This is a genomic window from Peteryoungia ipomoeae, from assembly GCF_004912165.1.
GTDB classification, from domain to species: domain Bacteria; phylum Pseudomonadota; class Alphaproteobacteria; order Rhizobiales; family Rhizobiaceae; genus Allorhizobium; species Allorhizobium ipomoeae.
On sequence record NZ_STGV01000001.1, the window covers coordinates 1140252 to 1158982 of the forward strand.

Below are 18731 nucleotides of genomic sequence, written 5' to 3' on the forward strand. Positions count from 1 at the left end.
TGACACTCAGTCCCCGACTGGAGCGGCTTCCATCGCTTCCAGCACTTCCGCAGCCAGACTGCGGCTGATTTTCATACGGCGCGACAGTGCAAGCTTGTCCAAGCGATCAACGACTGCCTGTGCTGCAGCAAAGGAGCGCTCCATGCGCTGAACGATATAGCTGACGATTTTGTCATCGATGTAAAGCTGTCGGTCGGCAAAGAGTTTCGTGATCAACTGACCCAGGAGCACTTCGTCAGGCGCACCGATCTCGACGACTGTCGCAGCCTTCAAGCGCGAGGCGAGATCAGGAAGCGTCACCTTCCACGATGGTGGAAATGTTCGGGACGTGATCAGCAGCGTCGTTCCGTGCTGGCGAACGGCATTGATGACGTGAAAGAGTTCGACCTCATCAAAGCCTGCCCGATCCGCATCTTCAATCAGCACCGGACCTAAAGCAGCACGTTCGGAAGCCCCCTTGCCAGGCTGGGGGACAATATCCTGCGCGCCCGCATGGTCGCGGTAGATCTGCGCCAGATGCGATTTTCCTGACCCGGGCGGCCCCGTGAGGATGACAACTGGCGAGGGCCAGCATGGCCATGCATCCACAAGCGAGACGGCGGAGGCAAGGCGCTCGGATTCCAGAAGGTCATCTCGTCCACGCGCCGCGCCATGGTCAAATTCGAGCGGAATTTGTTCGGCGGCTTTGTGCCGCCCGGCAAAGCTCTTGATCTCTGACATCTATCTCTCGTTGGGTTGAGATGCGATCTCCCCCGCAAGCGGGGTTTCCGTCAAGGCGACATCCAGTGCTGCGCCGTAATAGAGATCGCTTTCAAGATACCGTGACAGGGCGAAGCGCACAAGCACGCCGATTGCCGCCGCAGCCGGCACCGCCACCAGAACGCCGACAAACCCGAAGAGCGCGCCGAAGGCAAAGAGGGCGAACATCAGCCAGACGGGATGCAGGCCGACGCTCTTTCCGACCAGCTTCGGCTGCAGGATGTTGCCTTCGATGAACTGGCCGAGGAAGAAGATGCCGGCAATGACGCCGATCCAGACGAAATCCGGCCAGAATTGCACCAGTGCCACGCCAAGCGAAAGAAGCAGACCAACCGTCGAGCCGACATAGGGGATGAAGCTGATCATGCCGGTGAAGAAGCCGATCAGCAGGCCGAAGTTCAGGCCCGCAAGGGAAAGGCCGACGGCGTAGAAGATACCGAGGATGAGGCACAGCGATCCCTGGCCGCGCACGAAGCCCGCGATCGTGCTGTCGAGTTCTCCGGCAAGACGCCGGACCGTGCCGAGCTGGCCGCGCGGCACCCAGCTGTCGACCTTGGCGATCATGCGGTCCCAGTCGAGAAGCAGGTAGAAGGCAACGACAGGCGTCACCACCAAGAGCGAGACGATATCCAGAAGCGCCTTGCCCGAATTCCAGATCTGTCCGAGCAGGGTGCCGATGAAGCCAACACCCTCGCTCAGATAACGCGAAAAATTCTGCCGGATCGTCTCCATCTGGCCATCGACCCAATCCGGCAGCCAGGAGGCATTCGAGGTGGAGATGAAGGTCTGCAACTGCGTCACATATTCCGGCACCTTGGCGATGAAATCATTCAGCTGGCTGGCGAGCAGCGGAATGATGATCATCAGCGACAAGACAAAGACGATGACAAAGGACACGAGGATGACGATCGTTGCCATCAGCCGGCTCAAACCCAACCGCTCCAGCCGATCTGCAACAGGATCGAGGAAATAGGCGAGCGCCATGCCGGCGATGAAGGGTAAGAGAACAGAACTGAACACCATCAGGAACAGAACGAACAGCGCGAGAAAGCCGACCCAGAACAGCGCCTGCCGCCGAAGACCGATTGCACTGATGTAGCGGGCCATGTCCGTCTCCGTTGTTTACAGCTGCGATCCCGTCACTTGCGTTGCAGCGCAGCACTTTTCTCCTAGGAGATAGGATAGGCGCGAAGCAAAGGTCAAGAATTCGGTTCAAGGAAGCGCATATTCGACAGATCCCTTTGCTGCGAGGCCGCGAAATAGCGTGGGGAACATGGCTCGCCGCTTGCATATCCGGCCTCTTCATGCAATGGCCAGCCCAAACTCTCATAAGATCGGAGGCAGGCATGAGCCAGGCTGGCAAGAACGGGTTGACCTATAGCGATGCGGGCGTGGACATCGATGCCGGCAACCTGATGGTCGAGAAGATCAAGCCGGCCGTGAAGTCGACGCGCCGTCCGGGTGCTGACGGCGAAATCGGCGGCTTCGGCGGGCTCTTCGACTTGAAGGCCGCCGGCTTCAAGGACCCGATCCTGGTTGCCGCCAATGACGGCGTCGGCACAAAGCTGAAGATCGCCATCGACGCCAATATCCATGACACCGTCGGCATCGATCTCGTCGCCATGTGCGTCAACGATCTGGTCGTTCAGGGTGCCGAACCCCTGCTCTTCCTCGACTACTTTGCCACTGGAAAGCTGGATCCGGATCAGGGCGCGGCGATCGTGCAGGGCATTGCCGCCGGCTGCCGCGAGGCGGGCTGCGCGCTGATCGGCGGCGAGACCGCCGAAATGCCGGGCATGTATTCCAAGGGTGACTACGACCTCGCCGGCTTTGCCGTGGGGGCTGCCGAACGCGGCGAACTGCTTCCGGCCGGTGACATCGCTGAAGGCGACGTGATCCTCGGGCTTTCCTCGTCGGGCGTACATTCCAACGGTTTCTCGCTGGTGCGCAAGATTGTCGAGATCTCCGGCCTCGCCTGGGATGCGCCCGCCCCCTTCGCCGAAGGCCAGTCGCTGGGTGCCGCCCTGCTGACGCCTACCCGTATCTATGTGAAGCCGCTTTTGAAGGCGATCAAGGAAACCAAGTCGCTCAAGGCGCTCGCCCACATCACCGGCGGTGGCTTCCCGGAAAACATTCCGCGCGTGCTGCCGAAGCATCTCGCCGCCGAAATCGATCTCTCCTCCTTCAAGGTTCCGGCCGTGTTTTCGTGGCTGGCCAAGACCGGCGGCGTGGCCCAGAACGAAATGTTGCGCACGTTCAATTGCGGCATCGGCATGATCGTCGTTGTTTCCGCCGACAAGGTTGACGAAGTCACCAAGGCGCTGGAAGCCGAGGGTGAAACCGTTGCGCGTCTCGGCCGCATGATTGCCCGTGAAGACGGCGCCCAAGGCGTGACCTACAAGGGCACGCTCGCCCTATGAGCGTGAGCCGCAAACGCGTCGTCGCCTTCATCTCCGGCGGCGGCTCCAATATGCTGGCGCTCGCCAAGGCCTGTGAAGCGGCCGACTACCCGGCAGAAATCGTCGCCGTCTTCTCCGACAAGCCGGAAGCCGGCGGGCTGGCCAAGGCGGAGGCGCTCGGCATTCCGACGCATGTCTTCGAGCGCAAGGCCTATGGATCAAAAGCCGAGCACGAAGCGGCAATTCTCGCGGCGCTTGCCGAGATCGGCCCCGACCTGATCTGTCTCGCCGGCTATATGCGCCTGCTCTCGGCAGATTTCATCCGTCCCTATGAAGGTCGCATCCTCAACATCCACCCGTCACTCCTGCCGCTGTTTCCGGGTCTTCACACCCATCAGCGCGCGATCGAGGCCGGGATGAAGGTTGCCGGCTGCACCGTGCATTTCGTGACCGAAGGCATGGATGAAGGCCCCGTCATCGCGCAATCCGTGGTGCCGATCCTGATCGATGACACCGCAGAGACCCTCGCGGCACGCGTCCTCACGGTCGAGCACAAGACCTATATCCTGGCGCTGAAACTGGCGGCCTCAGGCCTGGTATACATGGGTGCAGATGGCGCAATCGTGCGCCGCGCTTCCGAAACGGATGCCGCAGCGACTCTCATCAGCGGCTGACACGCTCCACGACGGTCACCTCAATCCCCACTGCGCTAGCAATCTCTTAACCATAAGCATGCAACCGTAAGGCTCATTGCCACAAACGGTTACGCTCATGTCTTTCATCAGAAATTCTCTTCCCGGCAGCCTTTGGGTTGCTTTGCTTATTGCCCCACCGACATCGGCTCAGGACGCATTCTACGGGCAAAATCAGGCGGAGGCATCGCCTGTCCGTTTCTTTGCCGGTGTCGGATTGGCCAATATCAAGGCCGGTGAATATGTCTATCAAGGCGACTACAAGGTCAGCCAGCTCGACTGGGAGAGCAAAGGCGTCAAGACGGGCACGATCGGCGCTGAACTCGAGCTTGGCTACAAGTGGCGCCTGAAGGGCCGGCTTGACGTTGGCCTTGGCGGCAATGGCCATATGGTCGACCGCGACTGGCTTCTCCCGAGCATCGACGACTGGACACATCAATCGATCCATCCGGATACCGGTCTCGATCGCTACATCAACCTCCTGATCGAGGCGGACCGTTCCCTCATCAATACAGGCAGCTCGCGTGTGGCGCTGGGTGGCGGCATTGGTTTCACCGATGTGAAATGGACCGCGCGTGGCGGCAGCTATATCTACTCCACCTTCAGCCTTCACGACACGGTCGGCAATTTTGCCGATGGCGAAAAAGGCATCTCCTACGAACAGCGCATCCCGACCCTCTTCCTTTCGGCCAATGCCGAGCAGAGCCTGGGTCGCTTCACCCTGTCGGGCACGGCGCGCGGGGGCGCCAGTGTCGGTTTCAAGGGCATAGACGACCACTGGATGCGCGATTTGCGCTTCACCGACGATATTCTGTTTGCCCCGATGGTCGGCGCGACGGTGACGGCCGACTACCAATTGCTGGCCAATACATCGCTTTATGTTTCCGGCGACTTCCAGAAGGTTTTCACGGCTCGCGGCGATTCGACTGTACGCGACACCAATACAGGCGCGACCGCCGAATTCGATGATGCCGGCAAGGGCGACTTCCAATCGATCGCCTTGTCCGTCGGCGTGAAGGGCAGTTTCTAGTTCCGCTCCCTGCCCCTGCGGCGGCGGACAACCCGCCGCCGATTGCGATGCCTGCGACGCGACAACTTTCTGATGCCACAGACTCATGGTCTATTGGTTGCGGGTTGCCTTTGCTTCTGGCTCTTTGTCCTCGCAGCGCAGTGTTTCAGATGTCATTTTCCAATCGCCTGTTTCGACCGTTCGAAGGCTTGTTGCGGCCTCTGGAGATCCCCTTCCAGCCCTTGCCCGACGGCGGCCCGTTCCGACTGCTTTATCATTTCGCTCGCTACGCGCCATGGCCGCTTGTCACCATTCTCGTGCTGAGTGCGGCGATCGAACTCGCCAATCTCGCCGTCATCTGGGGGGTCTCGCATCTGGTCGATGGGGTGTCGGCGGATGGCGCGGCTTCGTATCTGCGCGAGCATCAGATCGCGCTCGTCTTCTTCCTGCTGTTATTCTTTCCCCTAACGCCACTCATGAGCTTCCTGTGCAACGCACTCGGCTCGCATGTGCTGAGCGTCGCCCTGCCCTCGCTGATCCAGTGGCATGGGCACAAGGCGGTGGAGCGGCAGGACCTGGCCTTCTTCCATGATCTATTCGCGGGTCAGGTGTCGACCCGCATCGCGCAGGTGGCCTCTTCAGTGAAGCAGCAACTCGCAGTCGGGATCTGGATCCTGCCGAACTTCATCGTGCAGATGGTCGGGTCGCTGGCCTTGATGGTGGCGCTATCTTGGCCGCTTGCCATTCCAGTCGTGGTTTGGATTGCCGGCAATGCGGTCGTCGCCTATCGCGCAATTCCGCATTTCTCGGACACGGCGCGCAAGTCCGCCAAGGCGCGCAGCCGTCTAGTCGGGGCGATGACCGACCTTTACAGCAACATCCAGACCGTCAAACTCTTCGCCGCCGAGGACAGCGAAGCCGGCACTCTGCGCAAAGCGATCGACAGATCGATGCAGGCGCAATTCATCGAGCGTCGTGTCGGCATCCTGTCGGACATGGCTGTCATCATCCTCAACGTCCTGCTCTTCCTGTCGATCTTCGCCATCAGTGTCTGGGGCATGGTCGCAGGCTTCGTCTCGATCGGCGAGTTCGTGGCGGCCATCACGCTCACCCAGCGGCTGTCCGCCAATTCACGCGGCTTTCTGAGTATGGGCCAGCAGATCTTCGAAGCGGTGGGCACGATCCGCGACGCAATGCCGGTCATGACCAACGCACCGAAGGTGGTCGACGTCGACCACGCGGCTCCCCTCGCCGTCACCCAGGGAGACATTCGCTTCGAGGAAGTGGCCTTCGGCTATCGCGAGGAAACGCCGATCTACCAGCGCCTTTCGCTGCATGTCCGCCCGGGCGAAAAGGTCGGGCTTGTCGGCCTTTCGGGCGCGGGCAAGACCACGCTGGTCAGCCTCTTGCTGAGGTTGTTCGACCTCAAGAGCGGGCGGATCCTGATCGACGGGCAGGATATCGCCAAAGTCACGCAGGCCAGCCTGCGGCAGAAGGTCGGCTATATCACGCAAGACGTCTCGCTCCTGCATCGGTCGATCGGGGACAACATTCTCTATGGCCGACCCGACGCCAGACAGGCCGAGGTCACCGCCGCCATCCAGGGTGCCAGCGCCGCCGATTTCATCGCCGACCTCAAGGATGGCGAGGGGCGGACGGGACTTGAGGCATTTGTCGGCGACCGCGGCGTGCGGCTCTCCGGCGGTCAGCGCCAGCGCGTGGCCATCGCCCGTGTCCTGTTGAAAGATGCGCCGATCCTGGTACTCGATGAAGCGACTTCGGCGCTCGACAGCGATGCGGAGGCGACGATCCAGGAGAAACTCGACATGCTGATGGAGGGCAAGACCGTGATCGCCATTGCCCACCGTCTGTCCACCATCGCAAGAATGGACCGGATCGTTGTGCTGGACAAAGGACGAATCGTCGAGCAGGGACGACCGGACGACCTCTTGCAGTCCGACGGGCTCTACAGCCGCCTGTGGGCACTGCAGACCGGCGGCTACATCGCCTCGACGGATGGCTGACGGGTGTCGTCGCGTGCGCGGCGCAGGGCCGCCCATTGCAGGAGCATGATGGTTTTCGCGTCGACGATCTTGCCCGTCTCGACCATTTCCAGCGCTTCTGAGAAGGCGATCTCGACAACTTCGAGGTCTTCCTTTTCCTCTTCCAGTCCGCCGCCTGCCTCCACGCGGTCAGCATCGGTGATCTTGGCGTAGAAGCCGTGGAGCTTTTCGGTGACGGAGCCTGGCGACATATAGGCGGCAAATGCTGGGGTCGCCTTGGCAATCTTGTAGCCGGTCTCCTCCATCGCCTCGCGGATGACGGCCTGCATGGCCGTCTCACCCTCATCGATGAAGCCGGCGGGTGTTTCCAGCAGATAGGGATGATCGCCCATCAGATAGGCGGGAATGCGCAGCTGGCGCACGAGCGTGACGGTATCGCGCTCGACATTGTGCAGGAGGATGGCGGCGGCCTCGCGGCGGTCAAAGACCTCCCAAGACAAGCGGTGCGGCGCCCTGCCCTCGCGGAACAAATCGAAGGTAATGCCGCGCAGGTGGCTCCAGCCCTTGAACAGCGTCTTGTCTTCCAGGATCGCAATCCGGGCCTTGTCGAAAATGCTCATGCTCAGTCTTTTCTCAGCCAGACCTTGTTGTCGTGGAAGGCGGCCCCGCCATGCGGCGCCGGCGCATCGGCGCCGGTCAGGACATTGATGCCCCAACCGTCGAGATGGGCCTTGTTGGGCCAGAGCCCTTCGGCCACCAGCACGCCCGGCTTCACCGCGTCGGTGATCTTTGCATGGATGCGGAGTGCGCCTCTCCGGTTGCCAAGCTGGACGATGTCGCCATCGGCGAGACCCAGACTTGCCGCATCGGCCGGGTTGATCATGACCTCCGGCCGGCCTTCCTTGTCGCGCGAGGTCTTGGTCTCGGCAAAGGTGGAGTTGAGGAAATTGCGCGCCGGCGAGGTCGCCAGCCGGAAGGGATGCTCGGCATCGGCCACCTCGATCAGGTCCACCTGGTCGGGGTATGCCGGCAGTTGCTTGACCGGACCGAACGAGCCGAGCTTTGCCGGTGGCTTGTTCGGAGCGGGCGTGCCCTCCCAGTCCGGCCCAAAGCGGAACTTGCCGTCGGGATGGGCAAAGCCCTTGAGGTAATGCGCATCCTCGAAGGCCGGCTGGCAGTCGAGCCACTTGTCTTCGGCGAGCGTATCGAAATCCGGCTTTCCGCTGACGGCCAGCATGTGCTCGATATGCTCGCGCTCGGTCTTGCCGAAGCCGGGGCGATCCGCAACGCCAAGGCGTTTGGCCAGCTCTTCGATGACGAAGAGATTGGTGCGCACCAGCGGCGGCGCATCCACGAGCTTCGGTCCGAGCAGGATATGGCTCTGGCCGCCGCCGCGATAGATGTCGTCATGCTCGACGAACATGGTGGCCGGCAGAACGATGTCCGCCAATTCAGCCGTCTCGGTCATGAACTGCTCATGCACGGCGACGAAGAGGTCGTCGCGCAGGAAGCCCTCCCTCACCAGCCGCTGTTCCGGCGCGACATTCACCGGATTGGTGTTCTGGATGATCATGGCGGTCACCGGCCCGCGATGGCGTAGCGCCTCGGCGTCGCCGGTCAGCACGCGGCCGATTTGCGACTGGTCCAGCATGCGGATCTCGGGATCGACCATGGCCGTGCCCATGAGCTCGGCCTTGTTCAGCTGGAAGATATCGCTGTTCGAATGAAAGGCGCCGCCGCCCTCGTATTGCCAGGAGCCAAGGACGGTTGCGAGCGACAGGGCTGCATGCATCGAGACCGCGCCATTGCGGCTGCGGGTGAAGCCATAACCGAGGCGGAAATAGCTCTTCTTCGTCTGCCCGACGAGACGGGCGAAAGCCTCGATCTCCTCGACCGAGAGGCCGGTGATCTCGGAGGCCCATTGCGGGGTCTTCGCCTGCAGATGCGCTTCGAGACCTTCCGGATCATCGGCGAATTTCGCCATATAGGCCCGGTCGGCATAGCCGTCGCGGAATGCTACATGCATGACGGCACAGGCAAGCGCCGCATCCGTGCCGGGCTTCAGGATCAAGGCCATGTCGGCCTGTTTCATCGTCGGATTGTCATAGATGTCGATGACCACGATCTTGGCCGCGCGATCCTTGCGGGCCTTGATCGCATGGGTCATCACATTGACCTGGGTGGCGACCGCATTGGTGCCCCAGATGACGACGCAATCGGAGACGGCCATTTCGCGCGGATCGGGACCACGCAGCGTGCCGGTGCCCATGACATAGCCGGTCCAGGCAAGATTGGTGCAGATCGAGCCAAAGAAGCCGGAATATTTCTTCGCATGACGCAGGCGCTCGATCGAGTCGCGCTGCACGAGGCCCATGGTACCAGCGTAGAAATACGGCCAGACCGCTTCCGAGCCATGCCGCTGCTCCGCCTTGACGAAGGCGTCAGCGATCTCGTCGAGCGCGGCTTCCCAGGTCACGTCCTGCCATTGGCCGCCGCCCTTGGCCCCGGCGCGTCGCACCGGCTTCATCAGGCGATCCGGATGGTAAAGCCGCTCCGCATACCGCGCGACCTTGGCGCAGATGACGCCGGCGGTGTAGCTGTTTTCGGCGGCCCCGCGCACGCGGCCGATGCGGCCATCCTCCGTCAGATCGACGTCAAGCGCGCAGGTGGATGGACAGTCATGCGGACAGGCCGTATGACCAAGCGACCGGTTTCGGATGGGGCTCTGAATGTTCATGTGCCGGTTATAGGCCAAGGCCTGAACGCTCAAAAGCCCCATTCGAACAAATCATCCATGCCATCGGAACCGTCCATGAATTATCGCCACATCTATCACGCGGGCAATTTTGCCGATGTCCTGAAGCATCTCGTTCTCTCGCGGCTGGTTGTCTACCTGCAGCAGAAGGACAAGGCGTTTCGCGTGCTCGATACCCATGCCGGCATCGGGCTTTACGACCTCTCCTCCGAGGAGGCGCAGAAGACCGGCGAATGGCTTGAAGGCATCGGCAAGGTCATCGATGCCGAACTGCCGGAGAAGGTGGCTCAAATCATGACGCCCTATCTCGATGCGGTGGAGGCGCTCAATCCGGGTCGCGAAGCCGGCGGCCCCATCACGCTCTACCCCGGATCCCCCAAGCTTGCCCGCGATCTCTTCCGGCCGCAGGACCGCCTCTCCGCGATGGAGCTGCATCCGGACGACTCGCGGGCTCTGGCGCGGCTCTTCGAGGGCGATTTCCAGGTCCGCGTGACGGAACTCGATGGCTGGCTGACGCTGAATGCGCATCTGCCGCCGAAGGAAAAGCGCGGCATCGTGCTGGTCGATCCGCCCTTCGAAAAGGAAGGCGAATACGAGCGGCTGGTGGATGGCCTTGCCAAGGCGCATCGCCGCTTCGGCAATGGCGTCTATTGCCTGTGGTATCCGATCAAGAAGGGCGCACCGATCAAGGAATTCCACGAGGCGCTGCAGGCCCTGGAAATCCCGAAAATGCTCTGCGCGGAACTGCATGTAAAAAGCGACCGCGATCAGACCGGCCTGTCCGGCACCGGTCTCATCATCGTCAATCCGCCCTTCACCCTGAAGGACGAGATGCATCTGGTGCTACCGGAGCTCAAGCGGTTGATGGCGCAGGATCGCTATGCCTCGCATCGCTGTTTCTGGCTGCGCGGCGAAGACTGAGCGGAGGGCGCATGGGACGCTATACCGGCCTCTTCGCCTTCGGCCTTTTTCTCGCGGCGGCTGCGGTCTACGGCTTGCTGCCGGCGGATGCACCCATGGACCGGCCAAGTCCGACGGACACCAGCCAAGCGACACCGGGCCCGATGGCCAGAGCCCCTTCCCCGACGGCTAAGCCAGCGGACCCGCCCAGGGGAAAGGGGTTCGACTTCTATGTCCTGGCGCTCTCCTGGTCGCCGACCTTCTGCGAAAGCGAAGCTGCCGCTCGCAATCAGGACCAGTGCGGCGATGGCAAAAGCTTCGGCTGGATCGTGCATGGCTTGTGGCCTCAGAATGAAAAAGGCTGGCCCGAGAACTGCGCGACACCGGAGGGTGGCCGGGTTCCTCACGCAATTGGCCGCGACCTACTGGACATCATGCCGAGCATGGGGCTGATCGGGCACCAGTGGCGCAAGCATGGTTCATGCTCGGGGCTTGGCAAGAGAGATTACTTCAATCTCGTCAGGCAAGCCTCTGATAAGATACAGATTCCCCCAGAATACCTGGAGCCTGACACGCTCTTACGAGTTTCTCCGGCAGCCATTGAGCAATCCTTCATCCGCGCCAATCCGGGGCTGGCGCGGTCCGGCATTGCCGTGACCTGCGAACGCGAGAAAATCGATGAAATCCGCATCTGTCTCGACACCGGACTGGGATTTCGCGCCTGTCCCGAGGTGGATAGCCGATCCTGCCGCCGAACTGAAATCGCCATTCCGCCTGCGCGTTAACCCGTATTGAGCCCGAGGAAACCCAATGAAACTATTGTTCGCGCCTGCCTCACCCTATTCCTCCAAGGTCCGCATGGCAGCGCGCCATGTGGGCATCGAGCTTGAGGAAATCCGGGTGAACACTGCCGAAAACCCTGCCGAACTCGTTGATAACAACCCGCTTGGAAAAATTCCTACCCTTCTCACGGACGACGGCATCGCGATTTTCGATAGCCGCGCCATCATGCGCTACCTTCATCGCATGGGAAAGACCCGGCTCTATCCGAAGAAGGACGAGAAGCAGACGGAAGCCGATGTCCTTGAAGCCTTGGCCGACGGCATCTGCGACAGCCTGCTTGCCATCGTCTACGAGAAGCGTTTCCGCCCGCCGGAACTCGTCAGCCAGGATGCAATTGATCGGCAATGGGCAAAGATCAATCGTGGCCTCGATCACCTCGATCGCCATCTGCCGAAGCTCGGCAAAAAGCTGCATGGCGGCCATTTTGCGGTAGCGGCCATGCTTGGATATCTCATGCTCCGCTTTCCGGGCGAATGGGAAAACGGCCGCGCTGCCCTTGCCGCCTGGCCGGCAGACTTCGCCAAGCGCTTTGAAGCCTATCCTGCGCTGCGTCCCAAGGCCTGAACCGCAAAGCAGGGATCTAGAATCAAAGAAGCCGGACTTTCGCCCGGCTTCTTTTTTGCCTGGAGGGCAAAATGGATCAGAACTTGACGCCCATACCGACCTTGACGGAGTGATCGTCGAAACCCTTGGAGACAGTGGTGCCGCCGAGGTTGAAGTCGCGCTTCTGGTAGTCGCTGTAGCGGTATTCGACGCGAGCGGTGATGTTGTCGGTGACGAAGGTTTCGACACCGGCGCCGACCGTGTAACCGGCAGCAAGGCGCTCATCATTGGTGCCGCCGCCTTCCAGCTCGTGGTTGGCAACAGCCACGCCCGCCGTACCGTAAACGAGAACCGGGTTCAGATCGTAACCGACGCGAGCGCGGACCGAGCCGTTAACGCCCTGGGTGCCCTTCATGTCGCCGACGCCAACAGCCGAACCAGCCGAACCGTCTTCGCCAGCGTAGCTGATGTCAGCTTCACCACCGTAAACGATGGAGCCGCTCTGCATGTTGTAACCGCCGTAGATGGAGCCGCCGAGGCCCTTGGCATCGCGACCATCGGTCGAGCCGGTGAACTTGCCGAATTCGTAAGTTGCAGCGCCACCGACATAGGCACCCGACCAGTCGCCGGCCGGAGCGGAGTATTCAGCAGCCGGCGGGGCTTCCGGTGCCTGGTAGATGGCGTCAGCGGCCTGAGCTGCCTGGAAGCCAGCAAAAGTGGTTACCGATGCCAGAAGCATGATCTTGAAGGTGCGCATTTTACTCTCCTTACCAGTTCCCAGCCGCTTAATGCGAACCAAGCGCGGCCTGAACGTTGATGTATAATCCGGTCCGTAGGGACTGTAGATCTGAACTCGAACTGGGGTCTAAAAACAGGACAATTGTGAAAACATTGTGGCAAATTGAGTTTAAATTGAAGATGTTGTCAGATATATGAAAAGGATTTGTTAACCTTAACAGAATATTACTTTATATACTTTGCCACCCGCATCGAAATACTTAATTCTCGCCACCCATCCCGCAAATCCTCGGCATGTCTTACGCATGCGAATGCTTGCTCCCCTCCCCGATCTGCCCATATATGCAAAGCGGAACGCAGCAGATCTGAAGGTTAGCGACATGCAGACACCACCACCAAAGACGGCTCTGGTCACCGGGGCGGCAAAACGTCTTGGGCGCGCCATCGCCGAAGACTTGGCGAAGGCCGGTTTTTCTGTTGCATTGCACGCAAACGGGTCCTTCCGCCATGCCGAAGAGGTTGCGGCTGCACTTCGCAACGACGGCCATCGCGCCATCGCGCTTCAGGCAGACATCACTCACATTTCCGCGATCGAAGACCTGGTCGCGTCCGCCGTGACGCAATTGGGGCCGCTCGGCATCCTTGTGAACAATGCCTCCGTCTTCGAGGAGGACGACGCCTTCACATTCGATGCGGAACGGTTCGATCGGCATTTTGCCTTGCATGTGCGGGCACCGGCAGCACTTTCCGCAGCCTTCATGCGTCAGACGGGGAAGGATGGTTCGGGGCTGATTGTCAACATCATCGATCAACGCGTGCTGGCGCTGAAGCCGACCTTCTTTTCCTACACGCTGTCGAAGGCGACACTCTGGACCGCGACCCAGACGCTGGCACAGGCCTATGCCCCACGCGTTCGGGTCAACGCCTTGGCCCCCGGTCCCACGCTGATTTCCGAGCGGCAGCGGCCGGAAGATTTTCAGGCCCAGGTGGAGAGCCTGCCCTTGAAGAGGGGGCCTTCGCTCGACGAATTCGGTCGCGCGATCCGCTTTCTTTTTGACACCCCATCGATCACCGGCCAAATGATCGCCTTGGATGGCGGGCAACATCTGATTTGGCATGGTCAGGAGATCAAGGAATGAATGGAGGAAAGCTGCCGGACGGCGGTATTCTCTATGACGGGACGGAAGACGACGACGAGGACATCGTCGTCGAAGTCGAACCTGCGCGGGCCGGGATCGAAATCAACTGGCACGAGGACGGTCTTCACGAGACCGGCCTGACGGGTGCCGAGCTGATTGCCGAATTCGTCAAGCGCCTGCCGAATGCGCCCGGCGTCTACCGGATGCTGAACAAGGACAGTGAGGTCATGTATGTGGGCAAGGCGCGCAGCCTTAAAAAGCGCGTCAGCAACTATGCCCAGGGCCGGGTCCATTCCAACCGGCTGTCGCGCATGGTGCGCGATACCGTGCATATGGAGTTCGTCACGACCCGCACCGAGGTCGAGGCACTGCTGCTCGAAGCCAATCTGATCAAGCGCCTGCGCCCGCGCTTCAACGTGCTTTTGCGCGATGACAAGAGCTTTCCCTATATCCTGATCACCGGCGACAGCCGGGCACCGGCAATCTACAAGCATCGCGGCGCCCGCGCCCGCAAGGGCGACTATTTCGGCCCTTTTGCCTCGGCGAGCGCCGTCGGACGGACGATCAACTCGCTGCAGCGCGCCTTCCTACTACGGACCTGCACCGACAGCGTCTTCGAAAGCCGCACGCGGCCCTGCCTGCTCTATCAAATCAAACGGTGTTCGGGGCCCTGCACGCACGAGATCAGCGATCAGGACTATGCAGGCCTCGTGCGCGAAGCGAAGGACTTCCTGTCCGGCAAGAGCCAGAACGTCAAGGAAGCCATGGCCCGCACCATGAACGAAGCGGCGGAAGAGCTGGATTTTGAGCGTGCCGCCGTATTCCGCGATCGCCTCGCGGGCTTGTCCCATGTGCAGAGCCACCAGGGCATCAATCCGGCCGGGGTCGAGGAGGCGGATGTCTTTGCCATCCATCATGAGGGCGGCCTGTCCTGCATCCAGGTCTTCTTCTTCCGCGCCGGTCAGAACTGGGGCAACCAGGCCTACTTCCCCAAGGCCGATCCGCAGTTAAGTGCCGCGGAAGTGCTGAATTCTTTCCTCGCGCAGTTCTATGACGACAAGCCTGTGCCACGCCTCATTCTTCTGTCGGAGGAAATCGAGGAGCAGGATCTCTTGGCAACGGCGCTCACCGAAAAGGCCGGGCACAAGGTCGCCCTATCGATTCCGCAAAGGGGCGAGAAAAAAGACCTTCTGGACCATGTCAGTGCCAATGCGCGCGAAGCGCATGGTCGCAAGCTGGCCGAGACCTCCTCGCAGGCGCGCCTTCTGGCCGGCCTCGCGGAGACTTTCCAACTGCCTTACGTACCGCGGCGCATCGAGATCTACGATAACTCGCACATCATGGGCACCAATGCCGTCGGCGGCATGGTCGTTGCCGGACCGGAAGGATTTGTGAAAGGCCAGTATCGCAAGTTCAACATCAAATCGACCGACATCACCCCGGGCGACGACTTCGGCATGATGCGGGAAGTCATGACGCGACGTTTCTCGCGATTGCTGAAGGAAGAGGGCAAGCCAAACCGACAGGCTACCCCCGAGGACAGCGCCGACGCTCCCTTCCCCGCCTGGCCGGACGTGATCCTGATCGATGGCGGCCAGGGGCAGATGTCGGCGGTTCGCAAGATCCTCGACGAGCTTGACATTACCGACAGCGTGATCGCCATCGGCGTTGCCAAGGGCGTTGACCGCGACGCAGGACGCGAACGTTTTTTTGTCGCCGGCAAACCAGATTTCACGCTTCCGCCACGCGATCCTGTTCTCTACTTCATCCAGAGGATGCGCGACGAGGCACACCGCTTTGCGATCGGCTCGCACCGGGCCCGGCGCAAGAAGGAGATGGTGAAGAACCCGCTTGATGAAATTACCGGAATCGGCCCGACGCGCAAGCGCGCCCTGCTCCAGCATTTCGGCACGGCAAAAGCCGTTTCGCGTGCCGCGATCGGTGACCTCATGGCTGTCGAAGGCATCTCGGAGGCGGTGGCGAAACTGGTCTACAACCACTTCCACGAGAACGGCTCGACATAAATGCGCAGAAGACACGCAATCACCGTGAAAAGACGTTATCGGCAAGACTTGTGTTGACGAAGGGAGCTAAGGCTCTCATCTAAAAGGCACGCAATTTACAAAGACAGGTTCCCATGGCATCGCGCGCATACAATATTCCCAATCTGCTGACCTACGCCCGCATCGTCGCCGTGCCGCTGATTGTCCTGTGCTTTTTTGTCGAAGGCCGACTGCAGTCCTCCGATTTTGCCCGCTGGGCCGGTCTGGTGATTTTTGTCCTCGCTTCGATCACCGACTATCTCGACGGCTATCTGGCGCGGATCTGGAACCAGACCTCCAATATCGGCAAGATGCTCGACCCTATCGCGGACAAGCTGCTGATTGCCTCCATTCTTCTGTTGATGGCGGCGGATGGCACGATTGCCGGTTGGTCGCTCTGGGCAGCCATCACCATTCTCTGCCGCGAGATCCTGGTCTCGGGCCTGCGTGAGTATCTGGCCGCGCTGAAGGTCAGCGTGCCGGTCACCCGTATCGCCAAGTGGAAGACGGCAGCCCAGATGTTTGCTCTTGCCTTCCTGCTTGCCGGCCCTGCCGGTGACAAGGTGCTGCCGTATACGACCGAAATCGGAATGGGCCTCCTCTGGGTCGCTGCCATCCTGACCATCTACACCGGCTACGACTATTTCCGCGCCGGCCTGAAGCACATGGTCGATTGAGATGGTCAAGCTCGTCTATTTCGCCTGGGTTCGCGAACGCATCGGCAAGGGTGAGGAAGAGTTGGAACTGCCGGATCATGTCACGACGGCGGGCGAACTGATTGCCTATCTTTCGACGCTGGGTGACGAATATGCCGACGCCCTTCGGGTGCCGCGCGCCATTCGCGTGGCGGTCAATCAGGAGCATATCGAGCACGATGAGGTGATTTTGGGTGCGCGGGAGATCGGGCTGTTTCCGCCGATGACCGGCGGCTGAGGGCACAGCCTGCACTGCAGTCCCTAAGAAGGTGTGAGATGCAAAGACCCGTGATCCGCGTTCAGCGCGAGGATTTCGATCCCGGCCACGAAAGCCGACTTCTGACGGCTGGGCGGCACGATATCGGTGCTGTCGTTTCCTTCGTCGGCCTCTGCCGTGATGAGGCCGGTGCCCTCTCCGCTCTTGAACTCGAGCATTATCCCGGCATGGCCGAGGCGGAGATGATGCGGATCGCGGACCTTGCCATGTCCCGCTTTTCGTTGATTGGGCTTACCGCCATTCACCGCCATGGCCGGATTGAGGCGGGTGAACAGATTGTGCTGGTCATCGCAGCAGCATCCCATCGGCAAGCCGCCTTCGACGGCGCCAATTTCGTCATGGATTTCCTGAAAACCTCAGCTCCGTTCTGGAAGAAGGAGCATGGTCGCGACGGCACCAGCGGCGGCTGGGTCGAGGCCAAGGATGCCGATGACAGCGCGCGGGATCGGTGGAACGGTTCCTAGAGCATTTCCAGCCGAAGCGAGATCGCTTCGGCGTCGGATAATGCGGCAAGAACAAAAAGATAGAGCATTTCCGGTGAACCCGTGTTCAACGGAAATGCTCTAGACCGCCAGCGGATGTTCGGCTGCCGACATCCGCCACCTCATTTTCCCATAAAAAACCGGGCCCTTGCGAGCCCGGTTTCTTGTTGGAACAGTCGCGTGAGGCTCAAGCCTCAAGCCATCATTCAGCCGACGATTTCGGTGTCGGAGAACCAGTACTTGATTTCCTGGGCAGCGGTTTCCGGAGCGTCCGAACCGTGAACCGAGTTCTCGCCGATGGAGAGAGCGTGGGTCTTGCGGATCGTGCCTTCGTCGGCGTTGGCCGGGTTGGTGGCGCCCATGATTTCGCGGTTATTCAGGATGGCGTTTTCGCCTTCGAGAACCTGAACGACGGTCGGGCCCGAGGTCATGCCTTCAACCAGTTCGCCGAAGAAGGGGCGATCCTTGTGAACGGCGTAAAAGCCTTCGGCTTCGCGGGTCGACATCCAGACGCGCTTGGAAGCGACGACGCGCAGGCCGGCATCTTCGAGCATCTTGGTGATGGCGCCCGTCAGGTTGCGCTTGGTTGCGTCCGGCTTGATCATCGAGAAGGTGCGTTCAATCGCCATCTGTCTCATCCTTGTTTGTGTCATGGGGAAAGTGGGCGGTATCTAGCCGCACCGAATCACGAACACAAGAGGGCACGCGCAATTTCACACGAGCGTCATGGTTCGCTGCGAATGCGAGATCGGACAAAAATGCCTACGCCACCTTGCGGGCATGTCCCTCGTAAAGATCAAGCAAACGCTCGAACCACACGGACACCTTGTCGTCTGCCGGCAGATGAACTGAGCCTGTGGAAATTCTCAACCACTGCAAGGCGCCGAAAACGATGTAGTCGGCAAACAGCGGCCTTTCGCCGCCGATGAAAGGCTGATGACCCAACATGTGGCGAAGGGCCAAGAGCTTTGCCGGGAAGGCCGCGATCTCGGCGTCGCGACCGGCAGCCACCTCCTCGATCTCACGCCCCAGTCGCTCACGACGGCTTTGCCGGAAATAGGCCTGGTCGATGGGGGCTAACATGTCGTGGATGTCACAAATGGCAATGCGCGTAACGGCCGGATGAATGACTGCCTGCGAAAAGCTTTCGACGAAACGCGTGAGCGCCCTGCCAGCCTCACCGCCAAGCAGCGTCGGATGATCCGGGTAGGCCTCATCCAGATAGGTTGCGATATCGAAGCTGTCTGCGACGAGATGAACGCCATCCCGCAAAATCGGAACGGTTTTCGAGAAGCCGTTTTCGACGGACGGGATCGCCGTAAAGGCAAGCGGTCGCTCCTCGAAATCCAAGCCCTTGTGGCGAAGCGCCATGACCACTTTCCAGCAATGCGGGGAAAACGGGCGCGCTTCATTGGCGCCGCAAAGCGAATAGAGTGTGATGGCCATGAGACTCTC

General features: G+C 60.7%; 19 protein-coding genes. 12 read left to right on the forward strand and 7 right to left on the reverse strand.

The annotated features are described in order from the left end of the window. Positions 1 to 6 precede the first annotated feature (6 nt). Positions 7 to 720 carry a DnaA regulatory inactivator HdaA gene (gene hdaA / locus FAA97_RS05535; protein WP_136597482.1) on the reverse strand — a complete coding sequence of 238 codons (714 nt, stop codon included), beginning with the start codon at positions 718 to 720 and terminating at the stop codon, positions 7 to 9. Further along, complete coding sequence (locus FAA97_RS05540) at positions 721 to 1866, reverse strand: AI-2E family transporter (RefSeq protein WP_136597483.1); 1146 nt, start codon at positions 1864 to 1866, stop codon at positions 721 to 723. A 239-nt stretch (positions 1867 to 2105) separates the two neighbouring features. Between FAA97_RS05540 and purM the strand changes: the two genes are divergently transcribed. The 4 genes from purM (at position 2106) to FAA97_RS05560 (ending at position 6883) form a co-directional block, all read left to right on the forward strand. Next, positions 2106 to 3179: a phosphoribosylformylglycinamidine cyclo-ligase gene (gene purM / locus FAA97_RS05545; protein ID WP_136597484.1), complete on the forward strand. Its 1074-nt coding sequence runs from the start codon at positions 2106 to 2108 to the stop codon at positions 3177 to 3179. Beyond that, a complete protein-coding gene (purN, locus tag FAA97_RS05550) occupies positions 3176 to 3832 on the forward strand; it encodes a phosphoribosylglycinamide formyltransferase (protein ID WP_136597485.1) in 657 nt (218 codons plus the stop codon). Before purM ends, purN begins: the two co-directional genes overlap by 4 nt. A gap of 97 nt (positions 3833 to 3929) precedes the next feature. Continuing rightward, positions 3930 to 4880 (forward strand): omptin family outer membrane protease, encoded by a 951-nt coding sequence (locus tag FAA97_RS05555; RefSeq protein WP_136597486.1) that lies wholly within the window; start codon positions 3930 to 3932, stop codon positions 4878 to 4880. Positions 4881 to 5029: 149 nt separating this feature from the next. Next, positions 5030 to 6883, forward strand: coding sequence for an ABC transporter ATP-binding protein (locus FAA97_RS05560; RefSeq protein ID WP_136597487.1), 1854 nt, complete (start codon positions 5030 to 5032; stop codon positions 6881 to 6883). Here the strand turns inward: FAA97_RS05560 and FAA97_RS05565 are convergent. Further along, positions 6859 to 7482, reverse strand: coding sequence for an NUDIX domain-containing protein (locus FAA97_RS05565; protein WP_136597488.1), 624 nt, complete (start codon positions 7480 to 7482; stop codon positions 6859 to 6861). The two genes, FAA97_RS05560 and FAA97_RS05565, sit on opposite strands and share 25 nt — an antisense overlap. A gap of 2 nt (positions 7483 to 7484) precedes the next feature. Further along, complete coding sequence (locus FAA97_RS05570) at positions 7485 to 9641, reverse strand: molybdopterin-containing oxidoreductase family protein (RefSeq protein ID WP_136597489.1); 2157 nt, start codon at positions 9639 to 9641, stop codon at positions 7485 to 7487. A gap of 33 nt (positions 9642 to 9674) precedes the next feature. Between FAA97_RS05570 and FAA97_RS05575 the strand changes: the two genes are divergently transcribed. The 3 genes from FAA97_RS05575 to FAA97_RS05585 are packed head-to-tail and all read left to right on the forward strand — an operon-like array spanning position 9675 to position 11924. Beyond that, on the forward strand, positions 9675 to 10538 hold the full coding sequence (locus FAA97_RS05575; protein ID WP_136597490.1) for a 23S rRNA (adenine(2030)-N(6))-methyltransferase RlmJ: 864 nt from the start codon (positions 9675 to 9677) through the stop codon (positions 10536 to 10538). Positions 10539 to 10549: 11 nt separating this feature from the next. Next, positions 10550 to 11302 (forward strand): ribonuclease T2 family protein, encoded by a 753-nt coding sequence (locus tag FAA97_RS05580; RefSeq protein WP_136597491.1) that lies wholly within the window; start codon positions 10550 to 10552, stop codon positions 11300 to 11302. A gap of 25 nt (positions 11303 to 11327) precedes the next feature. Then, positions 11328 to 11924: a glutathione S-transferase gene (locus FAA97_RS05585; protein WP_136597492.1), complete on the forward strand. Its 597-nt coding sequence runs from the start codon at positions 11328 to 11330 to the stop codon at positions 11922 to 11924. 76 nt (positions 11925 to 12000) lie between these two features. On the opposite strand, the gene FAA97_RS05590 is transcribed toward FAA97_RS05585, so the two are convergent. Then, a complete protein-coding gene (locus FAA97_RS05590) occupies positions 12001 to 12660 on the reverse strand; it encodes an outer membrane protein (RefSeq protein WP_136597493.1) in 660 nt (219 codons plus the stop codon). 361 nt (positions 12661 to 13021) lie between these two features. Here FAA97_RS05590 and FAA97_RS05595 point away from each other — a divergent pair, with 361 nt between their 5' ends. The 5 genes from FAA97_RS05595 to FAA97_RS05615 all read left to right on the forward strand — a co-directional run bounded on the left by FAA97_RS05595 (position 13022) and on the right by FAA97_RS05615 (position 17258). Continuing rightward, positions 13022 to 13780, forward strand: coding sequence for an SDR family oxidoreductase (locus tag FAA97_RS05595; RefSeq protein WP_136597494.1), 759 nt, complete (start codon positions 13022 to 13024; stop codon positions 13778 to 13780). Next, positions 13777 to 15804: an excinuclease ABC subunit UvrC gene (gene uvrC, locus FAA97_RS05600; RefSeq protein WP_136597495.1), complete on the forward strand. Its 2028-nt coding sequence runs from the start codon at positions 13777 to 13779 to the stop codon at positions 15802 to 15804. The genes FAA97_RS05595 and uvrC overlap by 4 nt, the downstream gene beginning before the upstream one ends. A 113-nt stretch (positions 15805 to 15917) precedes the next feature. After that, positions 15918 to 16499, forward strand: a complete 582-nt coding sequence (gene pgsA, locus FAA97_RS05605; RefSeq protein ID WP_136597496.1) for a CDP-diacylglycerol--glycerol-3-phosphate 3-phosphatidyltransferase — start codon at positions 15918 to 15920, stop codon at positions 16497 to 16499. Position 16500: 1 nt separating this feature from the next. Then, positions 16501 to 16755 (forward strand): molybdopterin converting factor subunit 1, encoded by a 255-nt coding sequence (gene moaD / locus FAA97_RS05610; RefSeq protein ID WP_136597497.1) that lies wholly within the window; start codon positions 16501 to 16503, stop codon positions 16753 to 16755. A 38-nt stretch (positions 16756 to 16793) separates the two neighbouring features. Then, positions 16794 to 17258 carry a molybdenum cofactor biosynthesis protein MoaE gene (locus tag FAA97_RS05615; protein ID WP_136597498.1) on the forward strand — a complete coding sequence of 155 codons (465 nt, stop codon included), beginning with the start codon at positions 16794 to 16796 and terminating at the stop codon, positions 17256 to 17258. A gap of 224 nt (positions 17259 to 17482) precedes the next feature. Here the strand turns inward: FAA97_RS05615 and ndk are convergent, their stop codons facing one another. Both ndk and FAA97_RS05625 read right to left on the reverse strand, forming a co-directional pair. Beyond that, positions 17483 to 17905: a nucleoside-diphosphate kinase gene (gene ndk / locus FAA97_RS05620; protein ID WP_136597499.1), complete on the reverse strand. Its 423-nt coding sequence runs from the start codon at positions 17903 to 17905 to the stop codon at positions 17483 to 17485. A gap of 133 nt (positions 17906 to 18038) precedes the next feature. After that, positions 18039 to 18722 (reverse strand): glutathione S-transferase family protein, encoded by a 684-nt coding sequence (locus tag FAA97_RS05625; RefSeq protein WP_136597500.1) that lies wholly within the window; start codon positions 18720 to 18722, stop codon positions 18039 to 18041. Between the last annotated feature and the right edge of the window lie 9 nt (positions 18723 to 18731).